General features: G+C 68.9%; 2 protein-coding genes and 2 pseudogenes. All 4 read left to right on the forward strand.

Translation table 11 applies throughout. From position 1 onward, the window contains the following. Positions 1–244, forward strand: a pseudogene (locus BIU91_RS00020) (tRNA pseudouridine(55) synthase TruB); the annotation flags it as partial. Then, positions 241–606 carry a hypothetical protein gene (locus BIU91_RS00025; protein ID WP_071403707.1) on the forward strand — a complete coding sequence of 122 codons (366 nt, stop codon included), beginning with the start codon at positions 241–243 and terminating at the stop codon, positions 604–606. The pseudogene BIU91_RS00020 and the gene BIU91_RS00025, both read left to right, overlap by 4 nt. A 45-nt stretch (positions 607–651) precedes the next feature. Beyond that, entirely contained in the window at positions 652–1,107 is a 456-nt protein-coding gene (locus tag BIU91_RS00030; protein WP_071403708.1) for a hypothetical protein, read from the forward strand. Between the two features lie 8 nt (positions 1,108–1,115). Next, positions 1,116–1,246 (forward strand): annotated as a pseudogene (locus BIU91_RS18010) (bifunctional riboflavin kinase/FAD synthetase); the annotation flags it as partial.

Below are 1,246 nucleotides of genomic sequence, written 5' to 3' on the forward strand. Positions count from 1 at the left end.
CGCGGACATCGCCCGGCGACTCTTCTCGTCGGTGACGCTCGACGCAGCCTCGGCGAAGGACCTCACCGACGGCAAGCGCGTCGCGGCCGAGCACCCCGACTCGGACGGTCCGGTGGCAGCGGTCACGGCGTCCGACGACCGGCTGGTCGGCCTCGTCTCCGTCCGCCGCGGACTGCTCCGGGTCATCACGAACTTCCCGACGCCCGGTGCGTCGTCCTCCTCGCAGACCGGAGCCCGCGCGTGATCGAGTGGTACATGTGGGTGCAGCTGGTGCTCGCCGTCGTGGTGGGGCTCTTCGCGGTCGTCGTGGGGTTCATCGGCTGGAAGCCGAACGACTACACCGTCGGCGCCCTCGTGCTCATCGAGTTGCTGCTCCTTGCGCAGGGCGTCATCTCGATCGTGCTGCCGGCGACGGGCAGCCCGCCTGACGGCAACGCGCTCGAGTTCGGCGTGTACGCCGTTTCGGTACTGCTCGTCCCACCGGCCGCGGTCGTGTGGGCACTGATCGACCGCACGAAGTGGAGCACCGTGGTGCTCGGTGCCGGGGCCTTCACCGTCGCGGTGATGGTCTACCGGATGTACCAGATCTGGTTCGCGCTGAACTGACGCCGGAGGTCATGCGCGCAGCCGCGCGTCGGTAGAATCGGTGCAATGGCGACCAGATCCTCACTCGCGACCGGCATCGGCCGCGTCCTCATCGCCGTGTACGGCATCCTCGCGCTGGCGGCGACCGGACGCAGCGTCGTGCAGATCATCGAGAAGTTCTCGTTCGCACCGTTCGCGTACACACTCAGTGCCATCGCTGCCGTCGTCTACATCGTCGCGATGATCGCCCTGATCGTGCCCGGCCGGTTCTGGTACCGGGTCGCCTGCGTCACGATCGTGTTCGAGATGACCGGCGTGCTCGTCATCGGCACCCTGTCGCTGTTCGACCGCCAGCTGTTCCCCGACGACACCATCTGGTCGTACTACGGCTTGGGCTACGCCTTCGCGCCGCTCGTGCTGCCGATCGCCGGGCTCTGGTGGCTCCGCAAGCACCACCGCACCGCGGTCACCGAGCCGTCGGCACCGGCTGCGTCCTCGTCCACCGCCCCGGCGAGCGAGTAGGAGCCACCGTGCAGTTCTACGAGGACACCGCCGACGTGGCGGACGGGTTCGGCCCGAGCGCCGTCACCATCGGCAAGTTCGACGGCGTGCACGTCGGGCACCGAGCCGTCATCGCACACCTCGAGCGTGCCGCCCGCGA

This window comes from Curtobacterium sp. MMLR14_002, from assembly GCF_001864975.1.
Lineage (GTDB): Bacteria > Actinomycetota > Actinomycetes > Actinomycetales > Microbacteriaceae > Curtobacterium > Curtobacterium flaccumfaciens.